Below are 24,637 nucleotides of genomic sequence, written 5' to 3'. Positions count from 1 at the left end.
TTGTGATAGGATCGCAATCAATATAAATAGACTATTGAATTTATTTAATTAAAAGTTAATAACTATTGTTAACTTTGAATTACATTTAAGTTCGATATTTGGCATGTCACTAAATCGTTTATTTGGGCTCATCTCCGTATTGCTGATAGCGCTTTTCTTGACCTTGATCGGCAAGATTGTGGACGGCGAATGGACCACATATCAGCGTGGCAGGAATAGTATCCCGGCAATCAAGCAGTTTCAGCTCGCCTTGCGAGTTGAAGAGAAGCTGTCGGCCGAACGTGGACCCAATAACATATTACTAGGGCAGAACCTGAGTGATTCGGCTGATGCCAGAGCCAAGCTGGCGCAAGCCCGCGCGGCGACCGATCAGTCCTTGTCAATTTTATTGCAAGCGATGCGCTCGCAAGAGGATCTTTGGTTCACCCCACTGATAGCAAACGTCAAGGCCACTACGCTCAATCTCGCGTTGGCGCGCCAACAGGTCGACCTGCTGGCCGCCAAGCCAAAGTCGGAACGCGATGCGGATTCTGTCAGCGTGTCTGTGGAAATGATGGTGGCGACCGTTGAAATTTTTTCTTCGACAATTGGCAGCCTGTCCAATCGCGTGATACTCGCGGATCCGCAATTCCATGATGGCGTGGAAAGCGCCCAGTTGAGCTCCCGGTTGCGCGATATCGCCGGCCAGGTGGGGTCTACGTTTACTGCACCAGTGATCGCCAAGCGGCCATTGACTCCCCAAGAGATCTACGCGTTTGCCAGGTTGACCGGACAAGCAGATCAGCTGTATTCGGTGATCGAACTGGAGTTGCGCAGCTACTACAAGAATCCGGCATTCAAGATCGCACTGGATAATATCCGCACGCACTATTTTGGCGACGGCGTCGATTTTCTGAACGGCTTGTTCGCTGCGGGCCGGACCAGCGGCAACTACGGTTTGAGTTCCGGCGATATTGCTGCCATCTACGTACCGATGATGTCTTCAATTCCAGAGCTGCGCGAACTTATTGTTGCCGAATTGATCCAGGAGGCGGAATCGCGAAATCAGCGCGCCGGCTATTTTTTGCTGGCGACAATCCTTCTGGGGATTGTTGCCATCGGCATTTTCGTGATGCTGATCCGATTGATCCGGCAGCGCGTATTGCGCCCTATTCTGGATGCGACGGAGCTGTTCGTATCGTTTGCCAACGAGCGCTTTGAGACGGCCATCCCGGAGCATCTTTATAACGATGAAATTGGCGAAATGCTGCGGGCGATCCGCGTACTCAAGGCGCATAGCCTGGATAAGATCCGTCTCGAAAAAGAACGGGAAGAGCTAATCAAACGGTTGCGCGCCTCGTCCGACACCGATTTCCTGACAGGACTGCTGAATCGCCGCGCATTCTATGCGCAAGGTGAACAGCAGTTCGGCATCACCCGCAGATATCAGCGGCAAATGGTGGTGATTCTGATGGATGTGGATCATTTCAAGGCCGTGAACGATATGCACGGTCATCAAGCCGGGGACCGGGTATTGTGCGATGTGGCGGAGCTGTGTCGCCACGAACGACGTAAAGTAGATCTGCTGGCGCGCTATGGCGGCGAGGAATTTTTATTGTTGCTGCCCGAGATTGATTTGTTGCAGGGGATTGCGGTCGCGGAAAAATTGCGAGCAGCAATTGATGCGCATCTGTTCCAGCTCGATGACGGTGTCGTGCTGAAGATCTCTGCCAGTTTCGGGGTGGCGTCTTTCGAAGACGATGACAATCTAGAGAGCTTGATTGCACGGGCCGATCAGAAGTTATACGCTGCCAAGAACGCTGGTCGCAATAAGGTCATGCCGGCGCGTCAGGTCAATGAATTCGTCGTGGCGTAAAGCTTCTTCTCCTCAGCTATCGTGACAGCTCATCGGCGCAATGACCGGTTGTAAGTCTGCGCTTTCCGACAGGAAATGTTTCCGACTTTGTTTGCTAGAATAGCAGGCTAATTTTCGGAGACGTAATGTGTAAAATTCTTTTCCTTTTTGCCTTCCTTGTGGCGCCATTCAGCCATGCGGCCACCCCGCAACAACAACTCAATACATTATTCGATAGCGACTGGCAGTGGAGCATGCGCCACTCGCCGGAGTTCGCCACAGAGGTTGGAGATAATCGCTATAACGATCGTTTGTCTGATTCATCGCCGGCAGCCAGCCTGGTCGCCAATGCGCATCAGGAGCAGATGCTGGCGCAGGCCAAACTGATAGATCGCAGCAAGCTGAGTGGCCAGGAGCTGCTTTCTTATGACTTGTTCATCTATGAAAAGCAGAAGAATATCCAGGCCGCCAAATTCTATCCGTACAACGCCGAACCGATTTCTCAGTTGAGTGGTGTCCAGTTCGAATTTCCGCAACTGGTGGCGCAAACGCCGTTTAACAACGCCAAGGATTATCGCAATTACCTAGGCCGCCTGCGGGCGCTGCCAAAGTATGTCGACGGTGTGATTGCTCAGTTGCAGCAGGGTGTCGCATCCGGCTGGGTGGCGCCGAAGGTCACCATGAGCGTGGTGCCAGGGCAACTCCAGGAATTTGTCGCCAAGATCGACAGCAGCCCGCTGGCAGCGCCGTTTGCCGACATGCCGGCGACGATTGCACCGGCACAGCGCGCCAGCTTGACCCGCGAAGGAAAGCAGCTGCTGCAGCACAGCGTGGCGCCGGCAATCAATAAGCTGGAGGCTTACATCCGTACCAGCTACCTGCCAGCCTGTCGCGACAGTATCGCCGCTTCCAGCCTGCCGGGCGGCGCCGCTTACTATGCCTATAAGGTACGCGAAAACACCACCACCAACATGACGCCGCAGGAAATCCATCAAATCGGCTTGCAGGAAGTGGCGCGGATCCAGGGTGAGATGCAGCAAGTGATGCGGCAGACCGGCTTCAAGGGTACGTTCGCCGAGTTCATCACTTTCCTGAACACCGATCCGCGCTTCTATTACACCAAACCGGAGGATCTGCTGGCCGGTTACAAGGCCATCATCAAGCAATCGGCGGCGCAATTGCCGCACTTCTTTGCCGATATTCCGCGCGCACCGGTCGATGTCAAGCCGGTACCGGAAGTGGGAGCGGAAAACCAGGCGGGCGCCTATTATGAACCAGGCACGCCGGACGGTTCGCGGCCCGGTTATTTTGTCGCCAACCTGTCGAAGCTGGATTCGCGTCCAAAGTGGGAAATGGAGACGCTGACCTTGCACGAATCGATTCCAGGCCATCATTTGCAAACTGCGCGTGCGCAGGAAATCAAGGGCTTGCCGGATTTCCGCCGCTTCGGCTGGTATGTCGCGTTCGGCGAAGGCTGGGCGCTGTATGCGGAGAGTTTGGGCGGCGAAATGGGTTTCTATACCGATCCATATTCGAAGTTCGGTCATCTCAACGATGAACTGTTCCGCGCTGCGCGCCTGGTGGTCGATACCGGCATCCATGCGCTGGGTTGGACGCGGCAGCAGGCGATCGACTACATGAACGTGAATACCGCCAATCCGCCGCATGACAACCAGGTCGAGATCGATCGCTACATCATGGATCCGGGGCAGGCACTGGGTTACAAGATCGGCCAGTTGAAGATCAAGGCCTTGCGCGAAAAGGCGCAGCACGAATTGGGCGACAAGTTCGACCTGCGCTATTTCAACAACGCAGTGATCGACAACGGCGCCTTGCCGCTGGAAATGCTGGAAGCGCAGATCGATGGCTGGATTGCGAAGCAGGCGTTGGTGAATTAAAAGTTTTAGAGCTTCAGTTGCAGGAAATCCAGGAAACAGCTGATGCGCCGCGCCAGTTGGGTATTCCGGTAATACACCGCGTGAATCTGTTGGCGGTAGCCGTTGTTGTGGCTGCCCAGGATGTCGATCAGCGCTCCTTGGGCGATATCCTGGCGCACCATGAAAGCCGACAGGCAGGCGATTCCCAAGCCGTGCAGCGCCAACTGGCGTAGGGTTTCGCCGCCGGATGCCAGCAGCGTCGGCGTGATCGTCAGGTCCTCACCCTGTTGCTGGCGCAGCGGCCAGATATTCAGCGACTCCGGCTGTGTGAAGCCTAGCAGCTGATGCTGCGCCAGTTCTTCTATGCTGGCCGGTGTACCGTGTTTGCGCAGGTAATCAGGGCTGGCGACGATATGTAGCTGGCTTGCTCCCAAACGCCGCGCATGCAGCATCGAATCCTGCAGCGCGCCGTGACGGATCGCGATGTCGGTGCGATGTTCCAGCAGGTCTATATTCTGGTCGTTGCTGGTCAGTTCCAGCGTGATGTCAGGAAAATTGCTGCGGAATTCGGCGATGTGCGGCACCACACAATGCAGCATGAACGGCGGCGACGCATCCACCCGCAGCCGTCCTGATGGTCGTTGGTGGCGCACCTGGATGGCTTCCTCTGCCTCTTCCATAGCTGCAATGATGGTACGCGCCTTGTCCAGGAACAAACGGCCTTCTTCCGTCAGCTCCATGCGGCGGGTGGTGCGAGTCAGCAGCGAAGTCGCCAGTTTTTGTTCCAGCCGCGTCAATGCGCGACTCAGGCCTGAAGTGGTTTGTCCTAGTAGTTCGGCAGCCGCGCTGAGCGTGCCGGAGTCAACCACGGCGATAAAGATCCGCAGATCGTCAGAGTGAATGTTCATCTTGTTGTTCGCATGCTGCGGTAGGGCGGCTGGTGTGCAATTGCTGCTTCAGTGAAAAATCCCATGGACATCTCAATGGACGCCGCCGCCATGGCTGCCAAGATTGGCTGGCGCGTCGTCTTCCATGTTGGCCAGTCCTTGGAGGATGCCGCAATCCTTGGCGGCCTGGCTTCTTTGGCATTGCTTGCGTAATTGCTTGAGCTGGGTTTGCAAGGCTTTCAATTCGGCGATGCGGTTGGCCACGTGATCGATATGGTGGTCCAGTAGCGTGTTGACCTCGGCGCAATTGTCTTCCGGTAAATCGCGGAACTGCAACAGCCGCCGCACTTCATCCAATGTCATGTCGAGCGAACGGCAGTGGCGGATGAATTGCAGACGTTCGATATGCGCCTGACCGTACAGGCGATAGTTGCTTTGCGAACGCGCCGCCGCCGGCAGCAAGCCCTCGCGCTCATAGTAGCGGATGGTTTCCACCGGACAGCCCGCATGGCTGGCCAATTCGCCGATCTTGAGTGCGCTGGCGCTCATGTTTTCCCCTTCTTCAGTGATTTGAAGATTAATCCTTGACCTTATAGTAGCTACAGGGTTTTAAATATGCAAGGAGTAATAAATCACACTTAAATTGCAATTTTAATATCTGAATCAAGGAGAGCCATATGGCCCGTTGCGAACATGACCACCGCGACCATCACGACCATCACGACCACCGCCAGCATCCGCACGGCCACGATCATTCTCATGATCATGGGACGCGCATCAACATCCGGTGGCGGATGCCGGCGGCCATGCTGAACTCAAGGCCGCGCTGGCCGCAGGTGCAGAACAGGCGGTGTTCCTGATCCAGAAAATGGATTGTCCGACCGAAGAGAAATTGATCCGTGACCGCCTCAAAGGCATGGCCGGTATCGAAGCCATGCAATTCAATCTGATCCAGCGCGAACTCACAGTCCTGCATCGTTTGTCGTCGGTGGATGCAATCGTCGCGACGCTGAAGGCACTGGACATGGAGCCGGCACTCAAGTCGGACACGCTGACCGGCGCCACCGGCCTGACTGACGGCCTGGGCGGTGGCGCCTTCAAGATATCGAAGAAGAAATGGCTGTTGATGGCGGTCTCCGGCATCAGTGCCATCGCGGCCGAAGTAGTGGCCTGGAGCAGCGGCCAGGATAGTTCCTGGCTGGTCATTGGACTGGCGCTGGCAGCGATCCTGGCAGGCGGTCTGGATACGCTGAAGAAGGGCTGGATCGCGCTACGCAATTTTTCCCTCAACATGAATTTCCTGATGTCGCTGGCCGTGATCGGCGCGGCCATCATCGGCCAGTGGCCGGAAGCGGCGGTGGTGATCTTCCTGTTCGCGTTGGCGGAAATGATCGAAGCACTGTCGCTGGATCGCGCCCGCAATGCCATCAAAGGCTTGATGGCGATGGCGCCGGACCTGGCCAGCGTGCAAGGTGCCGATGGCGAATGGCGTGAGGTCGCTACTGCCGAGGTGGTGCTGGATGCGCTGATCCGCGTCAAGCCAGGTGCGCGCGTACCGCTCGACGGCATTGTGACGGATGGCCAAACCACGATCAACCAGGCGGCAATTACCGGCGAGAGCATGCCGGTGACCAAGCAAGCCGGCGACCAGGTGTTTGCCGGCACGATCAATGAGCGCGGTTCGTTCACGTACCGCGTCACAACCCTGCAAGGCAATTCGACGCTGGCGCGCATCATCAAGAGCGTGCAGCAGGCGCAGGGTGAGCGCGCGCCGACACAGCGCTTCGTCGATCAGTTCGCGCGCTATTACATTCCGGTGGTGGTGCTGGCGGCGCTGTTGGTGGCGATCATGCCGCCGTTGCTGCTGGGGTTGCCGTTCTATCCGTGGTTGTACAAGGCGCTGCTGCTGCTGGTGATTGCATGCCCATGCGCGCTGGTGATTTCAACTCCGGTGACCGTGGTCAGCGGCCTTGCCGCAGCGGCTCGGCACGGCGTATTGATCAAGGGTGGCGTGTATCTGGAGTTGGGGCGCAAGATCAAGGCGCTGGCGCTGGACAAGACCGGCACGCTGACATTGGGCAAGCCGCGCGTCACCGATGTACAACTGGTGCAGCCGGCAGTTGTCGGCGAAGAGTCCGAGTTGTTGCAGCTACAGCGCCTGGCGGCGAGCTTGGCTGTTCACTCCGATCATCCGGTGTCGGGCGCGGTGGCCAGTCACTGGCAAGCGTCCGGCAATGCTGGCAACTTGCTTGATGTGAGCGGATTCGAAGCATTGACCGGTCGCGGTGTGCGGGCGTGGTCGATGACCAGCAATTCTATCTGGGCAATCATCGCCTGGTGCATGAAATGAATATCTGCAGCCCGCAGCTGGAAGAGCGCCTGTCGGCGCTGGAGAGCGAAGGCAAGACGACGGTGGTGCTATGCTCGACATCGAAGCCATTGCTGATACTTGCGGTGGCCGACACCATCCGCGACATTGCGATAGAAGCCGTCGCCGGGCTGCAGGAAATCGGTGTGGAAGCAGTGATGCTGACCGGCGACAATGCGCACACCGCGCAAGCCATCGCGAAGCAGGTCGGTATCAACGATGCTCGCGGCGACCAACTGCCGCAAGACAAGCGCAACGCCATCAACGATCTGCGCGCGCGTCACGGTTACGTCGGCATGGTGGGTGATGGCATCAACGATGCGCCGGCGCTGGCGCAGGCCAATATCGGGTTTGCGATGGGTGCGGCGGGTAGCGACACGGCGCTGGAAACTGCCGACGTGGCGCTGATGGACGATGACCTGCGCAAGATTGCCGGTTTCATCCGCCTGAGCAAAAGGACGCATGCAGTGCTGATGCAGAACATCACGTTGGCATTAGGCATCAAGGCAGTATTCCTGATACTCGCCTTGACCGGTGAAGCGACGCTGTGGATGGCGGTGTTCGCCGACATGGGGGCAAGCTTGCTGGTGGTGTTCAACGGCATGCGCTTGCTGCGTGCATGGCGTTGAGTTTGTGTTGTCTTGATGCCGGCAGCCTGCGGTCCACATCATGGCTTCTGCGCAGGCTCCGAAGATTTGGTTAGCCACTCGCGGCCTTTGAGCATCAGTTTCCAATAGACCCAGGGTAATACGATGGTTTTGAGGAACCAGTGGCTGCGCCGCGCGACGGTCGGATCCAGCCGGAAGGTAGGCAGCAGCTTGCCGCCATAACCGAATTCGGCCAGTATCACCTTGCCTCTTTCGACGGTAAGCGGGCAAGCGCCGTAACCATCATAGCGCGCGCTGAGCGGCAGGCCGTCGCATGCCGCGAGCAGGTTGTCCGCCACCACGACGGCTTGCTTGCGGATTGCCGCCACGGTTTTGGCATTGGCGGTTGAGCAGATGTCTCCCAATGCAAAAACATTCCGGTAGCGTACATGCCGCAGCGATGCCGGATCGACTTCGCACCAGCCTTCGGCGTTGGCTAGCGGGCTGTTGCGCACCGCATCGGGCGGCACTTGCGGCGGCACCGCATGCAGCATGTCGAACGATTTTCTCTCGCGGCTGAGATTGCCGTTAGCATCCGTGACCTCGAACCAGGCCAGCTTTCTCTCTCCGTCGACCTTGACCAGGTTGGATTCGAATGCCAGCCGCGCGCCATATTTTTCAACATAGCGCATCAGCGACGGCACGAAGGCGGCGACGCCAAACAGCGTCGTGCCGGCACTGTTGAATTCGACTTCTATCTGCTTGGATCGGCCTTTGCGCAACCAGTGGTCGCACGATAGATACATGGCTTTCTGAGGTGCGCCGGCGCACTTGATCGGCATTGCGGGTTGTGAAAAAAGTGCAGTACCTCGTTTCAGCTGCGATACCAGTTGCCAGGTGTAAGGCGCCAGATCATGACGATAATTGGATGTGACGCCGTTCTTACCGAGGGCTTCCTTCAGACCTTCTATTTTTTCCCAGGCAAGTCGCAGGCCAGTGCAGACGATCAGTTGCTGATAGCCGATCAATTGGCCGTCGTCGAGCTGCAGGCGATTGTGATCAGGCAGGAATGCCGACACGGCGTTGCGTATCCAATGCACGCCTTCCGGCATCAACGATGCCATCGGCCGTACGGCTTTGTCATGTCTGAACGCGCCGGCGCCGACCAGTGTCCAGGCCGGCTGATAATAGTGATGGCTACAAGGCTCAATCACCGCGATTTGTATATTGGGCGCGCGGCGCAGCAGACTGCTGGCTACCGCGATGCCGGCAGAGCCGCCGCCGACAATCACGACTTCAAACTGTTGGGGCTTGTCGTTTGACTGTTCCGCCCTGAACGAATCGCCGGGAGCAGCGATGATATTTGCCATTCGAAAAATATTGGTCGAGCGATTGCCGGTTCGGCAAAAGGCCAGGGTCGGGCCAGGCATCTCGGCGAGCAAGGCGCGCAGGGCCTCGCCATGTTCTTTGTCAATATGGGTGGCGTGCGCGGGCAGGTAGCTGAAGGCAAGGCCGGCCGAGGCACAGGCCACAGCCAGTTCGCTGCTGCTGACATGGCGGCCGCCGTCTTCGTTATCCGGCCGGTTGCAGATCACCGATTTGTAGCCGGCAGCGGCAATGTCGATCAGGTCTTCACGACAGATTTGACTGGTCGTCGAGAATGAATCGCTATGCTTGATGACTGGAATATTCATTGATGCGGATTCCATCGTGGCGGTTGGCGTTGCTTGCGTTTTCCCACGCGTGTCCATTAGCCGGATACACGGTCGATCGGGCTGCCGGTGTTAGCTGCGGCAAGTGAAAGCAATAATTTTTTTGTGCTTCCGCGGATGGCCTGAAGGAAGTCGGGGAGATATTCGTTACCATTGCCATTGTGCTTAATACGACGTCTTGATGGTTTGCGCGCTGGGAATATGCCGTGTAGTACCGGAGGGAGATTGCTTGTTTAATTGTTAATGATAATGTAAAAATTAAGTATTTGTCAATGTTATAAAAAATATATATAGTTATGTAATGTTAAATTTGAGGACATGTTTGATGGCAAGCCCAAGCATAGAAGCGCTTTTTGACCAAAACACCGCCACGTTCACCTATGTAGTGTACGAGGCTGTTGGCGGCGCATGCGCCGTCATCGACCCAGTCCTGGATTACGATCCTGCTAGTGGCCGAACCTCTACTGCCAACGCCGATCGCGTGATTACCTTCGTGCGGACGAATGATTTGAAGGTGCAATGGCTGTTGGAAACCCATGCCCATGCCGATCACATTTCGGCGGCTCCATACCTGCGCCAGCACTTGGGCGGCGCCATCGCGATTGGTGACCGGATCAGGGAGGTACAGGGAGTATTCAAGAAGATTTTCAATCTGCGGTCAGAATTCTTGCTGGACGGCAGCCAGTTCGATCACCTGTTTGCGCCAGACGAGATTTTCCAGATCGGCAACTTGCGTGCGCAAGCCATGCATGTTCCAGGCCATACGCCGGCTGACATGGCCTATCTGGTGGAGGACAAGGTGGCGTTTGTCGGCGACACCTTATTCATGCCGGATCTCGGTACCGCCCGCTGCGATTTTCCCGGAGGTAGCGCCAGCGGCTTGTATCGCTCGGTGACAAGGTTGCTGAGCTTGCCGACGGCAACCCGGCTCTTTGTCTGCCACGATTATCCGCCTGACGGCCGCGAGCCGGCCTGCGAGTCAACCGTTGGCGAGCAGCGCGCAAGCAACATCCACGTGCGCGATGGCATCAGCGAAAGCGAATTCATCGCCATGCGCAATCGACGCGACGCCAGCCTGGCTTTGCCCGCCCTGATGTTGCCTTCAATCCAGCTCAATGTGTGTGCCGGCGTCTTCCCCGCTGAAGAGGAAAATGGCGTAAGTTATCTGAAAATTCCGTTGAACTTGACGTTGTAAAAAGCTTGCGGCCCTAGAACGACGACCCCGGCTGCTGCAGAAAATCCAGTTCTTCGGCAGTAGGCTGGCGTTGCAGGATGCGGTTGCGATGCGGGAAGCGGCCGAAGCGGGCAATGATGTCGCGGTGCCGGATCGCAAATGACTGGTAGCCTGCAAAGATTTCCCGCTGTTCGGGAGAAACGATGTCAGCCAATGCCGCGGCCAGCGCAACCGCCTGTTCCTGATCTGCCAGCAGTTCCGAATGCGTCAGCGGCAAATGCAGGAAGCTGCGCTCGATCGGACGTAAGGCCGAATAAAAATCAGGCTGCAACCCGATTCGGCAAAAACGGCGTGCGAGCGAATCGAAGGCGAACGAGCGAGGCGTATCGCGATACATGTTGCGTGGAAATTGATCGGTCAGCAGGACCAGGGCGAGGACGCCTTGAGGAGACTTCTCCCAATCCGCCAGTTGCCCTTGTCCAGCAGCCAGCAATGTCGTTTCGAAGCGTTGTCTGATCTGCAGATCGACTGCAGAATTCTTGCCCCACCACAGGCGGCCCTGCTGCCTGGCGGTGACGGCATCGTCCGGATTATCGGCAAACCAGAAAGTCCTGATCGATTGGATGTTTTCCATTTGAATTGATTCGGCATTGGCCGGTTGCCGGTTCATGCCGGATTCAGGTCAGCCGCCGCTGCGCTTGGGCAGCACATAAATCAGCAAGTCGCCGATGGTAACTTTTTGTCCGGCTTGGATCTTGCAGGTTTTTCGCAGTTCGACCTTGCCGTCGACCGAGACGACGCCGCTGGCGACCAGCGCCTTGCCAGCGCCACCGCTATCGCATACGCCGGTGAGCTTGAGCAGTTGATTGAGTTCGACGTAGTCGCTGTTGAGGCGTAATTCCAGTTGTTGCATAGTGTTCCGTTGAGGTAAGTGGTTAGGCGTTGGCTGTGCGGCCTAGCGCCAGTTCAGCCTGGTCGAGCCAAAGCTGAAGATTGTCGAGCAGATCCTGTTGGCTGAACGAGCAGCTTTCTTCTGTGAACAGGCTACCGGCTTCGAGCCGGCCGAGGAAGTTTTCGGCGACTTCCGCAAAGCGCGGCGGCAATACGGACAATAGCGCCGTCTGCGCGCGCCAGGTCTGGCAAAAGACGGCGACGGCATTGCCGTCGCTGCTTGTACGCAAGGTGTTCAATGCTGCGCGCAGTAATGCGATGGTGACTTGCTGTGACATGCTTGTAGAGAGTGTAGGGATTTAGTGTGTCATTCCGGCCAGTACGAACAAGCCGGTCGTCGAAAGAAAAGCAATGGCCCACACGGCGGAGCGCAGGGAGGGGCGATCGTTCAGGTACAGCGCGGTGTAGGCGATGCGGGCGATGATAAATACTAGCGCCAGCAGATTTAGCATACCTTGCGCGGCGTGGACCTGCTGGGCAATGATCACGCCGGCGGCAAAGAATGGAAACGCCTCGAAGTGGTTGCGATGCGCATAATCGGCGCGGCGTCGCATGCCGGATTGTTTATCCAGCCAGGCGCGCGGTTCGGCATTGTCAAAATCGGGCCGGCCGGCCTTGGCGATTGCCACGGTCAGTACCGGCATCAATCCGGCTAGCAACACACACCAGTAGGCAATAGTCATCAGTTGTTCTCCGCAGGATGAATGGGTTCAGCGCTTGCTACGATGCAACCGCCAGGCGTTGTCGCCATGCTGGCAGTAATTTCCGTTCGCTGGCCGCTTATAGCGTTTTTACTTCAAATGTATTGCAGGATTTGACTTCGCCGGTGCTGATGCCTTGCTTGAACCAGCGTACCCGCTGAGCCGACGTGCCGTGTGTGAAAGAGTCTGGCACGACATAGCCTTGCGCCTGTTTTTGCAAGGCATCGTCGCCGATCGCTGTGGCGGCATTCAGCGCGCCTTCGATATCGCCTTGCTCAAGGATGCTGCGCGCCTGGTTGGCGTGGAAAGCCCAGACCCCGGCCAGGCAATCGGCTTGCAATTCCAGTCGTACCGAAACGGCGTTGGCCTGGGTTGCCGACATCCGGCTGCGGGCGCTGTCGACCTTGTCCATGATGCCCATCAGGTTTTGCACGTGATGGCCGACTTCATGGGCGATCACGTAAGCCTGGGCAAATTCGCCGGACACGTGGAAGCGCTGTTGCATCAACTGATAGAAACTGAGATCGATGTATACCTTGCGGTCGCCCGGGCAATAAAACGGGCCCGAAGCAGTCTGGCCGGTGCCGCAGGCGGTCTGCGTGGCGCCCGAAAACAGCACCAGCTTCGGCGGCGCGTAAGTCTGGCCATTGGCGCGGAAGATTTGGGTCCAGACATCTTCAGTATCGGCCAGCACCGTGCGCACGAATTTGGTTTGCCGGTCTTCGGCCGGCGCTGCACGTGATGGCGCTTGTTGTGATTGCGGCTGGCTGACCGGTCCGCCACTCAGCAGACTCAGTACCGTGCTGGGGCTGATGCCGAAAAAGTAGGATGCCACCAAGGCGATGACAATGGTGCCGAGGCCGATTGACCGGCCGCCCCCGAAGCCACCACCGCCGCCGTCATCGCCACGGCGATCTTCGATATTGTCGCTTTCCCGATTGCCTTCCCATTTCATGGCTGTTTCCCCTGTTCGTTTTAGATGGCAATTCTAACGGAATACGCCATCATTGAGGGGCAACGGATAGAAGCAAAAGACGACTGTGAACTATCGAAATGTTACTTGAAGTCCCACTTCATCTGTTCCGCAATCGGGATGTGTTTGGCCGATTCGACGCATAGCGGCAGGTAGTCGGTAAACAACGGTGCCGGACGAATTCCCTCGGCCAGCAGGTTTTCATTGCTAAAGACATAATTCAGGCCGGCGAATGCGCCATACAGCTTGAGCGCGCGCAGCAGCAGGCGATCATTGCATTCCGGAACACACTCACGCATGCGCGGCAGCAGGGTGGCGATGGCATCCGGAGTGATTTGCTTGTAAGTGGCGCCAATCGGCTCGATGCCGCGTGCGGCTGCCAGCGCCAGGTCGATCTCGCGGAACGACACGCACGAGCCGAGGCCGGCCGAGATATGGAATACGTTATGCGACAGCGTTTCCTTTTGCGCCAGGTCGATGATGGCCTGGGCGCACCAGTCAACCGGCACCACGTCGACTTTTTCGTCGAGTGCCGTCGTGAGCGCGCCCAACAGTTGCCAGACCATGAATACCCAGAAAATGCTTTGCGATGGCGCGCAACCGAGGGCGGTATGGCCGACGATGATGGACGGCCGCACATATATCACCGGCAGATCGGGAAATGCATCGCGCAGCTTCTTTTCGCCCATGGCCTTGGAGCGGGTGTATGGAACCAGATGTTCGTCGCCGAGCGGCAAGTTGACCTGTTCTTTCACCACGGCATTGATGCCGGCGCCTTCACCGCAAGCCATTGCGGTGCCGATGTACATGAAGCGCTTCAGAGCCGGCCGGCGATGCATCAGCTTGCCGAGCGCTACGGTGCCGTCGACATTGATCTTCTCAAGCGATGGATGGTTCGAAAAAGTAGCCAGCGCGGCCGAATGGATCACGACCGATACCAGGTCCAGTCGCGGATCGTTGCTGACGTTATCAAGCTCGGAGAGGTCGGAGCAGAGGATCTGGTCGACGCTGATTTGCGCAATATCGGTATCGCTGGCGCCCAGCAACCGCAGATTTTCGATAACCCTGGCGTGTGCCGCAGTCGGTGTTTCGCCGCGTGCCAGCAGCAGCAAATTCTTACCCAGCCCGCGATGTATTGCCTCGACTGCATTTGCACCACCGAGAAAGCCGGTCGCGCCGGTCATCAAAATTAAATTATTCATGGAAAGCGTGTGCTCTTGTAACTTTTCTGATACGGGTTAACGGCTACCTGCCGGCCTTTTTTGGCTGGCTACGGGGCATTGGTTTATGGTGAAACAGTGTGTGTTGTTCCTTACTTGCCGTCTTATTTTGTTGTTCTCATAGTTGGCGCAAGTATACAAACAATGTAACGCGCGATTGTATAGCAAGGTTGACAAATGGATACAGAGATTTACAAAGGGTTTCATCTTGTGGATTTTTATTGTCTAGGTAGCCATTTTTGTTATTTTATTGATATTTTAATCTCGATGCGTTTCGCGATGAAACATGCAAAAACAAGAAAAGTGAATGTTGTCTAACATTTAAATTTGCTTCTTGTGAACTTTCTGCGACAAAAGAGTGACCAAAGGTTAAAGAGATATCTTAGATAGGGCGTCCACGAGACGCATTTCATAGATACGCATGATACCCGTCCGCGTCGGGCGGTAGAACTCATTCCACATCCAGTGCAATCTTGTCAGCCATATCGTTGTCATGTAGCGGTCATGTACAAGATTCGCCGCAAGTCATACCGTCAAATTGGGAGCAAACATGTTTTATTGGATCGTAGCGTTGTTTATCGGCGCCATGACATTGATGCAGTTGCGGGTCAACGCCTGGCTTTGGCTGGTTGCCGTTCTGGCATGGATTGGTACCGGTTTCCAGTTTGCCGGGATTGGCGCGCTGGCAGCGATATTGCTGTTGCTGCTGTTGGTGCCGCCAACTCTGATCGTCGCCATCAAGCCCTTGCGTTATGCGTTGTTGAGCCGGCCAGCGCTAAAGGTGTTCCAGCGCATTTTGCCGCGTATGTCGCAAACCGAACGCGATGCAATTGAAGCTGGCACCATCTGGTGGGATGCCGAACTGTTTTCCGGCAAACCGGCTTGGGAAAAATTGCTGCAGTTGCCGGCGCCAAAATTAAGTGCAGAAGAACAGGATTTCTTCGATAACGAAGTCGAACAGCTATGCCGCCTGGTCAGCGATTGGGAAACCACCGAAATCTGGCAGGACCTGTCGCCGCAAGCCTGGCAGTTCGTCAAGGACAAGGGGTTTCTCGGCATGATCATCCCGAAGCAATACGGCGGCAAGGGATTCTCGGCCTACATGCATTCGCAAGTCATCATGAAACTGTCCTCGCATTGCTCGGCGGCAGCGATTTCGGTAATGGTGCCGAACTCGCTTGGCCCAGCTGAACTGCTGCTGCAATACGGTACCGAAGAGCAGAAAGATTATTTCCTGCCGCGCCTGGCTGCCGGTCAGGAAATTCCTTGTTTTGCGTTGACCAGCCCCTACGCTGGCTCTGACGCCGCGGCGATTCCGGACGTCGGCGTGGTTTGCATGGGCAGTTACGATGGCCAGGAAATGCTGGGCTTCAGGCTTACCTGGGACAAGCGCTATATCACGCTTGGGCCGGTCGCCACCGTGCTGGGCCTGGCATTCCGGGTCCAGGATCCGGAGCGTCTGCTGGTTGCCGATGGCAATGCTGAAATCGACCTCGGCATTACTTGCGCGCTGATCCCGACCAATCATCCAGGAGTCGTGACCGGGCGTCGCCACTGGCCACTGAACGCCGTGTTCCAGAACGGCCCAACTTCCGGCAAGGATGTCTTCATCCCGCTCGATTGGGTGATCGGCGGCCGCGAGCAGATCGGCAAGGGCTGGCGCATGTTGATGGAATGCCTGGCTGCTGGCCGGGCGATTTCGTTGCCTTCGTCGACCGTCGGTTTTTCCAAGCTGGCGGTACAGGGAACCAGCGCCTACGCTGCCATGCGGCAGCAATTCAAGATCCCGATCGGCAAGTTCGAAGGGATCCACGAGATGCTGGCGCGCATGGGCGGCAACTTGTACCTGATGGATGCGGTGCGGCGGCTGTCTGCGCTGGCGGTTGACGCCGGCGAAAAGCCATCGGTGATTTCCGCGATCTCCAAATACCATGTGACTGAACGCGGCCGCGTGTTGATCAACGCCGGCATGGATGTACTGGGCGGCAAAGGCATCTGCATGGGGCCAAACAATTTCATGGCGCGCAGCTACCAGCAGATGCCGATTGCGATCACGGTCGAAGGCGCGAATATCCTGACGCGCTGCCTGATCATTTTCGGCCAGGGTGCGATTCGTTGCCATCCCTATGTGCTGAAGGAAATGGCCGCCGCCGGCGAAGCCGACCAGGGCAAGGCGCTACACGATTTCGACCAGGCGCTGTTCGGCCACATCAGTTTTGTTTGCGCCAATTTTTCGCGCACGTTGCTGGCCGGATTGTCGAGCGGCAGCCTGCCGTCGGCGCCACGCGCAGCGCCGCCTGAGTTGCGGCATTTCTATCGGGCCGTCAACCGCATGTCGGCGGCGTTTGCATTGCTAAGTGATATGTCGATGTTTGTTCTGGGCGGTTCGTTGAAATTCCGCGAACGGATCTCCGGGCGTCTTGGCGACATCCTGTCGCAGTTGTATCTGGTGTCGAGCGTGCTCAAGCGCTACGAAGACGACGGCCGGCCAACGGAGGATTTGCCCTATGTGCACTGGGCGATACAGGATGCGCTGCATCAGGCGCAGGAAGCTTATCTCGGCGTACTCGAGAATTTCCCGAATCGCCCACTGGCTTTGTTGCTGCGGGTGGTTGCCTTTCCTTTCGGACGGCCTTACCAATTGCCTTCCGATGCGCTCGACAGCACCGTGGCCAGGAACATGCAAACCAATGGTGAGAGCCGCGATCGCCTGATTGCAGGCATGCACATGTCGGTCGCCGGTGAATCGCCGCATGCCGCCGGTGAACTGGCTTTCCAGTTGATCCTGCAGGTCAATGCGATCGAAGCGCGCCTGAAGCCGGCAATCCAGGCCGGTACGCTGGCGCCGATCCCGCAAAGCCTGATCGACATGCAGCACTGGATCGTTGCTGCTGCCGCCAGCGGCGACATCAGCGAAGACGAGCAGCAACTGCTGCAGGATTTTGCCCGCCATGGCGACAGCAGCGTGCAGGTCGATGATTTCCCGCAGGATTTCAATCTGTTGGAATCGATACAAAAGCGCATGCAAGCGCTGCAGCAAGCCTGAATAACCAAAGAAAATAGCAACAAGCAAGAGAGAAAATTCATGACTACCTTAGTGCAACCGGGCCTCAAATTGCGCCCGCTGGAACGCAACGACCTGCATTTCGTGCATCAGCTCGACAACAACAGCCACATCATGCGTTACTGGTTCGAAGAGCCGTATGAAGCTTATGTCGAACTGGTGCAGCTGTATGACCAGCACGTCCACGATCAAAGCGAGCGGCGCTTCATCCTGGAAAGCGATAACGGCGAAATGGTGGGGTTGGTCGAGCTAGTCGAGATCACTCACATCCACCGCCGCGCGGAATTCCAGATCATCGTCGCGCCCAGCGCCCAAGGCCGCGGCTACGCCGAGCGCGCCACCCGACTGGCGATCGAGTACGCGTTCTGCGTGCTCAATCTGTACAAGTTATATCTGTACGTCGACAAGGAAAACCAAAAGGCGATCCACATTTACCAGAAATGCGGGTTTGAACTGGAAAGCGAATTGAAGAGCGAGTTCTTCATCAACGGCGTGTATCGCGATGCGATCCGCATGTGCATGTTCCAGCCGGAATACCTAGCCAAGCGGCCGCGTTGATGGCTTGCCGCGCAGGGATGTAGGGCGCTCGATGTTGCTCACTGTTGCTCGACGTTGCTTTCTGGAACTGTGGCGAATTCAAAACAAGCTTGACTTAGTAGTTTCTAAGATATATCTTTAAATCTCATTCAATGAGATAAGGAAGAACCATGTTTGGACGTCACAGAGGCTGCGAACGCGGCCGTATGCATCAAGGACATGAAAGGTCGCATCGCGGCGGCGGTTTGTTTGAACGTGGTGGGCGACGCGAAGGCGGGCGCGGCGGACGCATGTTCGAGCAAGGTAGCTTGCGCCTGGTGATCCTCAATTTATTGCAGGAAAAGCCGCGTCACGGTTACGAAGTCATCAAGGCCATCGAAGAACTGGTGGGCGGCGATTACAGCCCGAGCCCAGGTGTCATCTACCCGACCCTGACCTTGCTGGAAGAGCTGGGCTACGCGGCAATCGAAGCTGAAGCCGGCGGCAAGAAGCTGTATCGCATCACTCCCGAAGGTGAGCAGTTCCTGGCCAGCAACAATGAAGCGTTGACGGCGGCATTGAAGCGCCTGGAAATTGCGCAACGTGCATCTGGCGGTTCGGCGCCTGAACTCAAGCGCGCGATCCAGAATTTCCGGATGGCGGTGCATATGCGCCTGGAACGCGGCGATTTGAGCCAGGAGCAGATGTACGCAATCATCGATGCCATCGACATGGCGGCAGTCAAGATCGAACGGGCCTGAAGCAGCTGCGGGCATATCGCCGCCACTGAATCAGTCCAATGATGAAAATCATGTTGAAATAAGGAGTACCTATGCGTGAACATCGTTATCGTGTCACCCTGGAACATCTGGCGACGCCGAAAGAGGGGGCCGCAATCCATGCCGCCATCGATTTCGAAACCGGCAACCACGATGATCTGTTCGTGATCATCGACAAGGTGCGCAGCCGCGGACAGTTTGATGCCGATACCGCCGCTTCGCTGGCGCTAGGCTTGAAGTTGTTTACCGAAGTGATGCTGAAGAACCGCAGCAATCCGCTGTTTGCCGATATCAACCAGCCGATGCGCGATTTCATCCAGAAACTGAAAGCGCAGCAACCGCCAGCCGCAGAGGCGGCAGCAAATCAAGTTACAAATTAAGTAGCAAATGCACACTCGGGCGGGACGCCGCCTGAGGTGCCGATATAGATGGAAAAAGCGGGGCCAGGATAATTATCCTGGCCCCGCTTTGCATTTCATCCACGAAGGCGTTTTGCCATTCGTTTCACACAGCATCGTTTCAGTCGCGTGCCGGTGCAATCATCTCTGCGTAGTCGTACAGCGCACCAAGGATTTCTTCGCCGCGCTCATCTGCCGTTTCCGACAGATTATCGATTTCCTCAAACAGCATGTCGACGGTGCGGGCATTGCCCTCGCCATCGAACAGGCGCGCCGCCCGATGTTCTTCCCAGCGCTGCGTTTCTTCTTCGCTCAATGTGTCGGGAAATTGCGGGCGCGATAGCGGAACGCCAGTTCTTCCAGGCGCTGGTCGTCGAAACTGATGTGGGCACTGGCCAGTTTCTGCGGCGGTAGTGCGCGCAGATCGTTGAGCTTGCGACGGTCATTGTTGCCGACGAAGCCGCCGTACAAATCTTCATCGACATCGACGCCGCTCTCGTCGGCGCGCTGGAACACCTGGCGCCAGAGTCCGCTGAGATCGGGCGCGCGCGCGGCAATCTCGGCATGGCGCAGCGCCAGTTCGACATCCAGGCCCCAGCGCGCCGCCATGTCGCTCGACAGGGTTTGCAGCTTGTTGATGACGATCGGCGATTTGTTCATGTGCAGCGACTTCAGCGGCAGGCGCGTCATGCCCTCCGGCAGCGCGTCGGTCTTGCTGAACAGGCGCGTGCGCACGGTCTCGGCATCCATCGAAAAGATTTCGCTTGGATCGTAAGCCAGGTCCCAGGCCAGGATTTCATTCTTGTTGGTCGGATGCACGCCGAGCGGCCACATCACGGCGATACAGCCATGTTCAGCCGGGAACATGCCTGAAATGTGCAGGAACGGCCGCGGCGTCGGCAAGCCGATTTCCGCGCCGACGCGGTCTTTCTTGTGCAGCGCCAGGCAGAAATCGAACAGCTTGGGTTGATGCTGGCGAATCAGCCGCGCCAGGCCGATCGTGGCGCGTACATCGGACAGTGCATCATGCGCCGCTTCGTGGCTCAGGCCGTTGGCCGCGGTCAGGTGCTCCAGGCGGAAGCTGGGCCGGCCCTGGTCATTGGTCGGCCACTGGATGCCGTCCGGGCGCAGCGCGTAAGCGGTACGCACCACATCGAGGATATCCCAGCGGCCGCAATTGTTTTGCCATTCGCGCGCATAAGGATCGATCAGATTGCGCCAGAACAGGAAGCGCGTCACTTCATCATCAAAGCGGATCGTGTTGTAGCCGACGCCGATGGTACCTGGTTCGGAAAACGCTTTCTCGATCTGTGCGGCGAACTGGAATTCCGGAATACCGCGCTCCAGGCAAAGTTGCGGCGTGATACCGGTAATCAGGCAAGACTCCGGGTTCGGCAGGAAATCGGCTGCCGGTTGGCAATACAGCATGATCGGCTCGCCGATCTCGTTAAGCTCGGCATCGGTGCGGATCGCGGCAAACTGGGCCGGACGGTCGCGGCGCGGCTGCACGCCGAAGGTTTCGTAGTCGTGCCAGAGAAAGGTGTGATTGGACATCGGTCGCGGATTTGTATGGGGGAGAGGTGCAGCAGTTTACAGGCAACTTTCGAGGCATGTATAGCTGTTTTACAACACTTTAAGAGAAATCCCAGGAAGGCCGAAAAAGTGCTTCCTAGCCCCTTAAATTCACAAAACTGATAACTGCTATTGGCAATCGAAATTGGATAATTAATGGGGAAACGCTATTCTGATTGTGCGACGCAACAATTGGCTTGCGGTGAACGCAAAACGAAGAGGAATCATCATGTCTACATTGACCATTAACAGCAGCAACAGTATCTCCCGCCCAGCAGCATCGTCGACTAGTGTTTTCAGCGCCGTCGCTGCATTTTTCAAGCGCGTCGGCAATGCCTACGAGCGTTCGGAAGCAGAACGTAAAGAAGCCTACCTGGCAGAAGCAGTTGACTTGTACGACCTGGAATACCGCATGCAACAACTGGATCGTGAAAGCGCCCAGACTGCAGCATGGCTCAAGGGTTTCTAAGCAAGATATTGAGCGGCAACCTAAGTACCTGTAGTGAAGCACGCAGTAAAAGCATGTGTTCAGTAGCGCAAGTAGCTAGCAAGTAGCCAGCAAGTAGTCTAAGCAACAAACTGTAGTTGTAGTTCATCAATACCGCTGCGTAGCAGTAGGGCATCCCACCGGCACAGGCCGTAGATCGGGCTGCCCCGCTGCTCACACAGTGCGTCCTCTGCTTCACTTTCCCGGACACATTTCCCGATTTTTAGTGCGACTCTGTCAAGAGCGTAAAATGCTCGACCGTTGGCGGCACCGCAAAGAATGGCCCGACAATCGCGCGCCACTCGGCAAATGCCGGCGATTCGCGAAAATCCACCGTATGGTTTTCCAGCGTCTGCCAGGAAATCGTCAGCACATATCGCTCCGGCGATTCAATTCCCTTATGCACCTTGAATCCGGCAAAGCCCTTGGCTTTGCTGATGACCTGCTCCACGCCGCGCTGGATGGCGGCGTCGAATTCCTGCTGTTTGCCCGGTTGGATCCGGATATCGGCTAATTCGAGAATCATGGGATTTCCATCGTGATGGTTGATTGAAGGGGGATTGTCGCATTTTTGGCGAAGGGCTTCAGCGACGGGTGCGATTCACCTCGGCCAGTCCAATTTGACAAGACGGCAATCAAACTTTGTGGATTGCCGCTCCATTGACTATGCTGAAAGCATAAACAGTCACATGAAGGAGACCGTCATGTTGGGCAGACAAAGACTTTATTTCATGTTGCCGGACATTCCCAGTGCACGCAGCACGCTGGATGAGTTGCTGTTGGCCCGAGTAGGCATCCAGCACATCCATTTCTGGGGCACCGAAGGGAAGTTGCCCGCCGATATGCCTGAAGCCAATGTATTGCACAAAACCGATCTCGCCAACGGTGCCGAAGTCGGCCTGCTGGCAGGTGGCGTCATCGGTCTGGTTCTGGGTATGTGGCTGGTTTATTTCCCGCCCCAGTGGGTGCATCTGAATTGGCTGGCGATGGTGGCGACCACGTTGGCAGGTGCGGTGCTCGGCAGTTGGATGTCGGGAATGGCAGCAGCGGCTTTGCCTAATTCGCGCCTGAAATCGTTCCATGCAGGTATTGAAGAAGCAAGATTCTGTTGTGGTGGATGTGCCGTTCAAGCGTGTGGCGGAAATCGAAGCGCTGATCGAAAAGCGTCATCCGGAAGCGTCTTTCTCCGGCGTAGAGAAACATATTCCAGTATTTCCATAATCTCATCGGACTAGCAGCTATCGACACCGGGCCTTGTGCCCGGTGTTTTTTTGTGTGATTTGCAATGTCTGTTTCTCTATCCCGGTGACTCTCTCCCGCAATTTCTTTGATTTCCTGAGTCTCCTGCATTGTTATTTTGCGGCCGGCTTCGTACACTACCCCCGGTAAAAACAAAATCAATCATACGAATTCACCGAGGCCGACAAGCGCGGACGCAAGGCGAATCGTCATACAGAGAGGATATTCAATGGCGGGTTCCTATTTCCCCAAGTGGCGTTTGCGCACAAGTACTGCCGACGGCCAGGGGCAGGTAATTGCTACCGATGAACGCTTGCCGTGGCCGCAGACCTTCGCGATGGGCGTGCAGCACGTGGTGGCGATGTTCGGTTCGACGGTGCTGGCGCCATTGCTGATGGGCTTCGATCCGAACCTGGCGATCTTCATGTCGGGTATCGGCACCTTGCTGTTTTTGTGCTGGTCGGCGGCCGCGTGCCGAGCTATCTCGGCTCCAGCTTTTCCTTTATCGGCCTGGTGATCGCGGTCAGCGCTTACGGCGGCCATGGACTCAATCCCAATCTCGGCGTGGCGCTCGGCGGCATCATCGCCTGCGGCGTCGTGTATGCGCTGATCGGCTTGCTGGTGATGGCGATCGGGACGCGCTGGATCGAAACCCTGATGCCGCCGGTCGTCACGGGTGCAGTGGTGGCGGTGATCGGCCTGAACCTGGCGCCGATTGCGGTCAAGGGTGTCAGCGGCAATAACTTCGATGCCTGGATGGCGCTGGGGACGGTCCTGTGCGTCGGCGGCGTCGCGGTATTTGCGCGCGGCATGCTGCAGCGTCTGCTGATCCTGGTCGGCTTGATGCTGGCATATGTCATCTATGCGCTGCTGACCAACGGCGCCGGGCTTGGCAAACCGATCGATTTCGGCATTGTCGCCAATGCCGCCTGGTTCGGCATCCCGCATTTCTCGGCGCCGGTGTTCAAGGCCGACGCGATGGCCTTGCTGGCGCCGATTGCCATCATCCTGGTGGCAGAAACCTCGGCCACATCAAGGCAGTGGCGGCGATGACCGGGCAGAACCTCGATAAATACATGGGCCGCGCCTTTGTCGGTGATGGTTTGGCAACGATTGTCTCCGGCAGCGTCGGCGGCACCGGTGTCACCACTTACGCTGAAAATATCGGCGTGATGGCGGTCACTAAAATCTATTCGACGCTGGTGTTCGTGGTAGCAGCTTGCATGGCCATCGTGCTCGGTTTTTCGCCAAAATTTGGCGCGGTGATCCAGACCATTCCCGGCGCGGTGCTGGGTGGCGTCTCGATTGTGGTGTTCGGCCTGATTGCTGTGTCGGGAGCGCGCATCTGGGTCGAAAACAAAGTCGATTTTTCGAATAACCGTAACCTGATCGTGGCGGCGGTAACGCTGGTATTGGGCGCCGGCGACTTTACCCTGAAGCTTGGCCAGTTCTCGCTGGGCGGTATCGGCACCGCGACCTTTGGCGCGATCATTCTTCACGCCATACTGCGGCCGCGCAAGGCATAGGCACGTTGCCGTAGTCGTTTACATGGAAAAGCTGCGCATTGCGCAGCTTTTTTTCGGCCTAGTGTTTTGCAAAATCTCGACGGCTGCGGCATTCGACTTCGATCCATCACGTACTCGATGCGGCGCGTCTGCTGGCCTGATGATGCTTGCGGGCTGTACATAAAAAAACGCGACCCGTGGGCCGCGTTTTTTGTATTGCCTGGAACGGCAGAAAATCAATACGCGCCCATGAAATCGCGCTTGCCGACTTCCACGCCGTTATGGCGCAGGATGTCATAGGCGGTAGTCACGTGGAAGAAGAATTGCGGCAGGCCGTAACCGAGCAGGTAAGTCTGGCCGCTCAGTTTCTTTTCTTTCGGCGTGCCTGGACGCAATACGATTTCCAGGGCTTCGCTGCCGTCGATCTGCGCTGCGCTCAGGCCGTCGATGAAGGCCAGGGTCTTGTTGATGCGGGCATGCAGGTCGGCGAAGGTTTGTTCGTTGTCTTCATAAGCTGGGACTTCGACGCCAGCCAGGCGCGCCGGCACGCTCTTGGCGAAATCGGCAGCGATCTGTACCTGACGGGTCAGTTGGAACATGTCTGGAAACAGGCGTGCCTGCAGCAGTGCGTTCGGGTCGATTTTCTTTTCAGTGGCGTGGGCTTCAGCTTTGGCCAACACATCGTTCAAGGCGTTGAGCATTTGCTTGAAGACGGGAATTGAAGCGCTGTACATGGAGATGGTCATGAATGTTCCTTGGTTGGTTATTGCCTGAGGCGTGTGAAGGAGCGAAA

General features: G+C 56.8%; 20 protein-coding genes and 3 pseudogenes. 11 read left to right on the top strand and 12 right to left on the bottom strand.

All coding sequences use genetic code 11. The features are described 5' to 3' along the window. Positions 1–139 precede the first annotated feature (139 nt). Both CAter10_RS15670 and CAter10_RS15665 read left to right on the top strand, forming a co-directional pair. Positions 140–1,855: a GGDEF domain-containing protein gene (locus CAter10_RS15670; RefSeq protein WP_061537351.1), complete on the top strand. Its 1,716-nt coding sequence runs from the start codon at positions 140–142 to the stop codon at positions 1,853–1,855. A gap of 125 nt (positions 1,856–1,980) precedes the next feature. Continuing rightward, on the top strand, positions 1,981–3,732 hold the full coding sequence (locus tag CAter10_RS15665; protein WP_061534140.1) for a DUF885 domain-containing protein: 1,752 nt from the start codon (positions 1,981–1,983) through the stop codon (positions 3,730–3,732). A gap of 5 nt (positions 3,733–3,737) precedes the next feature. On the opposite strand, the gene CAter10_RS15660 is transcribed toward CAter10_RS15665, so the two are convergent. After that, complete coding sequence (locus CAter10_RS15660) at positions 3,738–4,619, bottom strand: LysR family transcriptional regulator (protein ID WP_061534139.1); 882 nt, start codon at positions 4,617–4,619, stop codon at positions 3,738–3,740. 72 nt (positions 4,620–4,691) lie between these two features. Then, positions 4,692–5,147 carry a Cd(II)/Pb(II)-responsive transcriptional regulator gene (cadR, locus tag CAter10_RS15655; protein WP_061534138.1) on the bottom strand — a complete coding sequence of 152 codons (456 nt, stop codon included), beginning with the start codon at positions 5,145–5,147 and terminating at the stop codon, positions 4,692–4,694. Between the two features lie 128 nt (positions 5,148–5,275). Here cadR and CAter10_RS15650 point away from each other — a divergent pair. Then, positions 5,276–7,595, top strand: a pseudogene (locus tag CAter10_RS15650) (heavy metal translocating P-type ATPase). A 38-nt stretch (positions 7,596–7,633) separates the two neighbouring features. Here the strand turns inward: CAter10_RS15650 and CAter10_RS15645 are convergent. Further along, on the bottom strand, positions 7,634–9,241 hold the full coding sequence (locus CAter10_RS15645) for a bifunctional protein tyrosine phosphatase family protein/NAD(P)/FAD-dependent oxidoreductase (protein WP_417924727.1): 1,608 nt from the start codon (positions 9,239–9,241) through the stop codon (positions 7,634–7,636). A 349-nt stretch (positions 9,242–9,590) separates the two neighbouring features. Between CAter10_RS15645 and CAter10_RS15640 the strand changes: the two genes are divergently transcribed. Continuing rightward, positions 9,591–10,460 (top strand): MBL fold metallo-hydrolase, encoded by an 870-nt coding sequence (locus tag CAter10_RS15640; RefSeq protein ID WP_061534137.1) that lies wholly within the window; start codon positions 9,591–9,593, stop codon positions 10,458–10,460. A gap of 13 nt (positions 10,461–10,473) precedes the next feature. Here CAter10_RS15640 and CAter10_RS15635 read toward each other — a convergent pair whose 3' ends face one another. From CAter10_RS15635 to CAter10_RS15610, 6 genes are all read right to left on the bottom strand, one after another. Beyond that, a complete protein-coding gene (locus CAter10_RS15635) occupies positions 10,474–11,073 on the bottom strand; it encodes a DUF924 family protein (RefSeq protein ID WP_061535391.1) in 600 nt (199 codons plus the stop codon). 48 nt (positions 11,074–11,121) lie between these two features. Further along, positions 11,122–11,352: an RNA-binding S4 domain-containing protein gene (locus CAter10_RS15630; RefSeq protein WP_061534136.1), complete on the bottom strand. Its 231-nt coding sequence runs from the start codon at positions 11,350–11,352 to the stop codon at positions 11,122–11,124. Positions 11,353–11,374: 22 nt separating this feature from the next. Beyond that, positions 11,375–11,668 carry a hypothetical protein gene (locus tag CAter10_RS15625; protein WP_061534135.1) on the bottom strand — a complete coding sequence of 98 codons (294 nt, stop codon included), beginning with the start codon at positions 11,666–11,668 and terminating at the stop codon, positions 11,375–11,377. Positions 11,669–11,689: 21 nt separating this feature from the next. Beyond that, positions 11,690–12,073 (bottom strand): MAPEG family protein, encoded by a 384-nt coding sequence (locus CAter10_RS15620; protein ID WP_061534134.1) that lies wholly within the window; start codon positions 12,071–12,073, stop codon positions 11,690–11,692. A 97-nt stretch (positions 12,074–12,170) separates the two neighbouring features. Next, a complete protein-coding gene (ypfJ, locus tag CAter10_RS15615; RefSeq protein ID WP_061534133.1) occupies positions 12,171–13,046 on the bottom strand; it encodes a KPN_02809 family neutral zinc metallopeptidase in 876 nt (291 codons plus the stop codon). 101 nt (positions 13,047–13,147) lie between these two features. Continuing rightward, complete coding sequence (locus CAter10_RS15610; RefSeq protein ID WP_061534132.1) at positions 13,148–14,266, bottom strand: SDR family oxidoreductase; 1,119 nt, start codon at positions 14,264–14,266, stop codon at positions 13,148–13,150. 568 nt (positions 14,267–14,834) lie between these two features. Between CAter10_RS15610 and CAter10_RS15605 the strand changes: the two genes are divergently transcribed. The 4 genes from CAter10_RS15605 (at position 14,835) to CAter10_RS15590 (ending at position 19,023) form a co-directional block, all read left to right on the top strand. Next, on the top strand, positions 14,835–17,330 hold the full coding sequence (locus CAter10_RS15605; protein WP_061534131.1) for an acyl-CoA dehydrogenase: 2,496 nt from the start codon (positions 14,835–14,837) through the stop codon (positions 17,328–17,330). 39 nt (positions 17,331–17,369) lie between these two features. Beyond that, positions 17,370–17,906, top strand: a complete 537-nt coding sequence (speG, locus tag CAter10_RS15600) for a spermidine N1-acetyltransferase (protein WP_061534130.1) — start codon at positions 17,370–17,372, stop codon at positions 17,904–17,906. A 149-nt stretch (positions 17,907–18,055) separates the two neighbouring features. Beyond that, entirely contained in the window at positions 18,056–18,625 is a 570-nt protein-coding gene (locus CAter10_RS15595; RefSeq protein WP_061534129.1) for a PadR family transcriptional regulator, read from the top strand. A gap of 71 nt (positions 18,626–18,696) precedes the next feature. Next, on the top strand, positions 18,697–19,023 hold the full coding sequence (locus CAter10_RS15590) for a DUF3861 domain-containing protein (protein ID WP_061534128.1): 327 nt from the start codon (positions 18,697–18,699) through the stop codon (positions 19,021–19,023). A 139-nt stretch (positions 19,024–19,162) separates the two neighbouring features. Here the strand turns inward: CAter10_RS15590 and sbcB are convergent. Continuing rightward, positions 19,163–20,595, bottom strand: a pseudogene (gene sbcB, locus CAter10_RS15585) (exodeoxyribonuclease I). Between the two features lie 247 nt (positions 20,596–20,842). Between sbcB and CAter10_RS24045 the strand changes: the two are divergent. After that, positions 20,843–21,082, top strand: a complete 240-nt coding sequence (locus tag CAter10_RS24045; RefSeq protein WP_061534127.1) for a DUF3563 family protein — start codon at positions 20,843–20,845, stop codon at positions 21,080–21,082. Between the two features lie 241 nt (positions 21,083–21,323). Here the strand turns inward: CAter10_RS24045 and CAter10_RS15575 are convergent, their stop codons facing one another. Next, positions 21,324–21,626 carry an antibiotic biosynthesis monooxygenase family protein gene (locus CAter10_RS15575; protein WP_061534126.1) on the bottom strand — a complete coding sequence of 101 codons (303 nt, stop codon included), beginning with the start codon at positions 21,624–21,626 and terminating at the stop codon, positions 21,324–21,326. A gap of 163 nt (positions 21,627–21,789) precedes the next feature. Here CAter10_RS15575 and CAter10_RS15570 point away from each other — a divergent pair, with 163 nt between their 5' ends. Further along, the gene (locus tag CAter10_RS15570; RefSeq protein ID WP_236905384.1) at positions 21,790–22,335 is read left to right on the top strand and encodes a DUF1269 domain-containing protein; all 546 of its coding nucleotides are present in this window, start codon (positions 21,790–21,792) and stop codon (positions 22,333–22,335) included. A 233-nt stretch (positions 22,336–22,568) separates the two neighbouring features. Further along, positions 22,569–23,865, top strand: a pseudogene (locus tag CAter10_RS15565) (solute carrier family 23 protein). A gap of 215 nt (positions 23,866–24,080) precedes the next feature. Here the strand turns inward: CAter10_RS15565 and CAter10_RS15560 are convergent. Further along, on the bottom strand, positions 24,081–24,590 hold the full coding sequence (locus CAter10_RS15560) for a DUF1993 domain-containing protein (protein ID WP_061534125.1): 510 nt from the start codon (positions 24,588–24,590) through the stop codon (positions 24,081–24,083). Positions 24,591–24,637: the final 47 nt, after the last annotated feature.

It is taken from the genome of Collimonas arenae, from assembly GCF_001584165.1.
In the GTDB taxonomy this organism is placed as follows: Bacteria; Pseudomonadota; Gammaproteobacteria; order Burkholderiales; family Burkholderiaceae_D; genus Collimonas; species Collimonas arenae.
Note: the sequence above shows the minus strand (reverse complement) of the source record. Positions and strands in the feature narration are given on the sequence as shown.